Origin of the sequence: Nostoc sp. CHAB 5715 (genome assembly GCF_020829685.1) — a bacterium.
GTDB lineage: Bacteria > Cyanobacteriota > Cyanobacteriia > Cyanobacteriales > Nostocaceae > Nostoc.
On the sequence record NZ_JAIVFR010000708.1, the window covers coordinates 1 to 4,046 of the forward strand.

Sequence of the window (4,046 nt, forward strand, 5' to 3'; positions counted from 1 at the left end):
TAGGACTACGATTTGATTTATGAAAAAATTCCGTACAACTCGAAAACCCTACAGCCCTATTCCCTACTCCCTACTCCCCACTCCCGGACTACGCAAATAATTTCAAAAATCAAATATGATTCCTATAAATCAGCGCACAGTAGCATCTGAGTTAAACCTCTATTTTGCTGAAACTATGCAGTGGTAGAACTTTCAGCATCAAAAAGCCAAAATATGATCCCTCCTGTACTAGACTTTGGTTTAGTTTCTATATTAAACTACACTAAGCCGATAGAAATAGTGGGTTTTTATGGAAAGCGTCCAAAACGTCAGTCAAGAGTTGAATGTAGCAGGAGACACAACTCTAAAGGGCTTACAACAGTTTACTTCAAAAGAGTTCAAAAAAGACATTTTCAAAAAACTCAGAGGTGGATTCTTTTTAGTACTAGGATATTTATTGTCACCACTATGTTGGTGGAATGACTTACTATTTAATTTGCCAATAGCTTATGGTTTTGGGTATGGATGTAGTTTACTTTCCCCAAAATTACTTTTCCCTTGTTCAATTATAGGGTACTGGCTCTCTAATATTGTGGGAATTCTCTTGATGCAATTCGGTTCTAAAGACATTTTTCAAAAAGAACCTCAAGAGCATAACCTTAAAAAAGAATTAATCACGGGTTTAATTTCTTCAACAGCTTATACCCTGTTGATTATGCTATTGATCCAGTTGAAGATTCTCGATTCTCCTATTTTATTTTCCAACGGTTAATTTAGTTGATTACGTTTTTACAAATGAATCGATTGTAGGGATGCACATCTGTGCATCCCTACGTATAAGCAGATATTTTCTGAAAAAGAATCTCAATTTTCATCAAATTTTAAAAACTCGCTTAAATTCAACAACTTTGGAGCCTCCTTACTGACAATTAATGGCAACTTACCATTCCATTTTTCTATTGCTTGCCTTTGCAAAATTTCTGGAGTTAAACCATCACGTAATAATCTGTGCGCCTCAGCCTCTCCTTTTGCTAAATTAACTTTTGCCTCAGCCTCTTTTGTTGCTTTTAAGGCGATAAACTCTGCTCGTTTTGCTTCTTGTTCAGCAATCTGCTTCGCCTCCACCGCTTCACCAAATCTTTCGGAAAAATGGACATGAACTAGAGAAATATCATCAACTGCAACGTGATAGCTACCAAGTCGTGTAGACAATGCATCATCTACTCCACCTTTGACTTCTCCTCGTTTAGTAATAATTTCTTCAGCAGTATACTTTGCCATTACTGCTTTTAGCACTTCTTCAACTGCTGGGTTAATAATCCGAATAACTACATCTTGTTCATCTCCAATTTCCTGAAAAATGGCATTTGCTTCCTGGGGAATAATATGCCAATTAAGAGCTACATCAGTAAATACATTTTGTAAATCTTTAGAAGAAGCCTCAGCCGAAATTTCCTGCTTTTGGACTCGAATACTCAAATTTTTCACAGTATTAACTACAGGAATAATTAAGTGCAGTCCTTCTCCTAATATCTGGTTTTGCACTTCGCCAAATTTCATCAATACACCACGTTCACCTGCATTTACAATTACACAAGGCGTCAGAAAGAGAGTTATCAGGAACAAAAGAGCAGTCAGTTTACCGGCACTGTTAAAAGTTGTATTTTTTTTCATCTGTGTGAAACATGTATGCGTCTTGCATAGAGACACATATTTAGGAGTTGTAAGCTTCTTCCCGTCATGCTCTTATAACTTTGCCTCTAATTGATACTCCCCACGGCTATAAGCCGGGGGATTCTTGAAGAGTCCATAAACGAACTTTCAATGGTGCTATCAAAGACACCCTACTGATTCCACTAAGTTCTAGACCTAGCTTTATCGCTACAGCAACAGTATGTGCCCGTTTCGGTCTAGAGTGTGTAATATACATGGGTATCCTTGACATGGAGCGGCAGGCTCTCAACGTTTTCCGGATGAAACTGCTGGGGGCTGAGGTCCGTCCCGTGGAAGCTGGAACAGGAACGCTCAAAGATGCCGTTTCTGAAGCAATTCGAGACTGGGTGACCAATGTGGAAAACACCCACTACATTACTGGTTCTATTACTGGTCCCCATCCTTACCCAATGATGGTGCGTGATTTTCAAGCAGTAATTGGTAAAGAAACTCGCACTCAATGTCAGGAGAAATGGGGAGGACTACCAGATGTTGTCTTAGCTTGTGTGGGAGCTGGTTCCAATGCTATGGGAATCTTCCACGAGTTTGTTAGTGAACCAACTGTACGGTTAATTGGAGTTGAAGCAGCAGGTGAAGGTCTTGACTCCGAAAAGCATGCTGCTACCCTAACACGGGGGCGAGTCGGTGTTTTGCATGGTGCCATGAGTTACCTGCTACAAAATGAGGATGGTCAGGTGGTCGAGGCGCATTCGATTAGCGCTGGACTAGACTATCCTGGTGTTGGTCCTGAGCATAGTTATTTAAAAGAGCTTGGGCGCGCCGAATACTTTAGTGTGACCGATCAGCAGGCTTTAGCGGCATTTAAGAAGCTTTCTCAATTAGAGGGTATTATTCCTGCCCTGGAAACTGCCCACGCGATCGCTTACTTAGAAATTCTTTGCCCACAACTGACTGGTAATCCTCGCATTGCGATCAACTGTTCAGGGCGTGGTGATAAGGACGTGCAAACAGTTGCCAAATTTTTAAACCTGGCTTCAATCTAGCTTTATCCCTCTTTTGTCATTTTCAGGTGAAACCTTAAATCCTCGTCGGCTGTGTTATAGAAAAATCATCAATTTACCGAGAGTGACAAAAGAGGGTTATTTTGGTTGAACGCTATTTCTATAGTTTTGTTACAAAAACTTTTTAGTCGAGGCTCTATATTATGTCATCATTTCGAGAAAACAAAAACATTATTTACATTCAACTTACTTTAGCAATGGTCATGGTTGGCGCAAACATTGCCGTAGGCAAAGCTATTGTAGAAACACTACCAGTCTTCTTATTTTCTGCACTTCGGTTCCTGATTGCGCTGAGTGCTTTACTCCTAATACAGCTCTATCAGGGCGAATTAAGATTTAATTTTTCGTTAAAAGATTACCGTAATCTTTTTATGCAAGCTTTGATTGGTATGTTTTTGTTCAGCACTTTTATGCTATACGGTGTACGGCTAACCACTGCAACATCAGCGGGCATCATTACCAGTACTGTCCCAGCTTGCATTGGTGTACTTTCTGTTGTTCTCCTAGGTGAACGACTGTCTGTCAGGGGGATGTTAGCTATTGGTTTAGCCGTCCTTGGGATCGCAGCAATCAATTTTCAAGGGCAAGCTGGGAGCCAGGAGAGCGGGAGCTTAGTTGGAAATATGTTGATCCTTTTTGCGGTTGTCTCAGAGGCATTTTTTACAATTTTTACCAAGGAGATCTCTAGTCGTCATGCACCCTTAAAAATAGCAACTGGGGTTAATATGTTTGGATTTCTATTATTTGCACCGTTAGCTTTATGGGAAGCAAACATGTTCGACTTCACAGCTGTCTCATTATCTGTCTGGGGACTTATTGTGTACTATGCGCTGACAGCGAGTGTTTTGTCGTTTATATTGTGGTGTCAGGGTGTTGCTAAAGTTTCGATCAGTCTTGCGGGATTATTCACCGGCTTTATGCCGCTCAGTAATGCCTTGGTTGCGAGTATGAAGGAGCAGAAAGGGCGGCCGGAGAAGTGAAATACACCTTCAAAAAGCTGATGGAACTTGCCCTGGACGGGCTGTTCGGATTTTCAAATTTCCCGCTGAGAATGGCCACTTATTTAGGCTTTATCATCGCTATTCCTTCATTTCTGGTTGGTTTTTTCTTTATCGTTCACCGGATTATAGGATTTAAGATTTTCGGACATTCTCCGGGAGAAACCCCCGGCACAGCTACCTTAGCTGTGGGGATGTATTTCCTTGGTGGTGTTTTTTCTCTGTTTAACAAAGTTTGGGGGTTTAAGTCAAGAGCCTCTATAGACAGCACGTTTTGTGTCGGGGTAAAATCCCCGTTACAAAACGTAATTGCGAATTGCGTTAGCGCAGCGTT

Annotated in this window: 3 protein-coding genes and 2 pseudogenes; 4 read left to right on the top strand and 1 reads right to left on the bottom strand. The window is 41.0% G+C overall.

Going from position 1 to position 4,046, the window contains the following annotated elements; translation table 11 throughout:
- Positions 1-289 precede the first annotated feature (289 nt).
- Complete coding sequence (locus tag LC574_RS29530) at positions 290-751, top strand: hypothetical protein (protein WP_229457176.1); 462 nt, start codon at positions 290-292, stop codon at positions 749-751.
- Between the two features lie 92 nt (positions 752-843).
- On the opposite strand, the gene LC574_RS29535 is transcribed toward LC574_RS29530, so the two are convergent.
- Entirely contained in the window at positions 844-1,653 is an 810-nt protein-coding gene (locus tag LC574_RS29535) for a prohibitin family protein (RefSeq protein WP_229457177.1), read from the bottom strand.
- A gap of 206 nt (positions 1,654-1,859) precedes the next feature.
- Between LC574_RS29535 and trpB the strand changes: the two are divergent.
- From trpB to LC574_RS29550, 3 genes and pseudogenes are all read left to right on the top strand, one after another.
- A pseudogene (gene trpB / locus LC574_RS29540) lies at positions 1,860-2,696 on the top strand (tryptophan synthase subunit beta); the annotation flags it as partial.
- Positions 2,697-2,857: 161 nt separating this feature from the next.
- Positions 2,858-3,694 (top strand): DMT family transporter, encoded by an 837-nt coding sequence (locus LC574_RS29545; protein WP_229457178.1) that lies wholly within the window; start codon positions 2,858-2,860, stop codon positions 3,692-3,694.
- A pseudogene (locus tag LC574_RS29550) lies at positions 3,691-4,046 on the top strand (hypothetical protein); the annotation flags it as partial. The gene LC574_RS29545 and the pseudogene LC574_RS29550, both read left to right, overlap by 4 nt.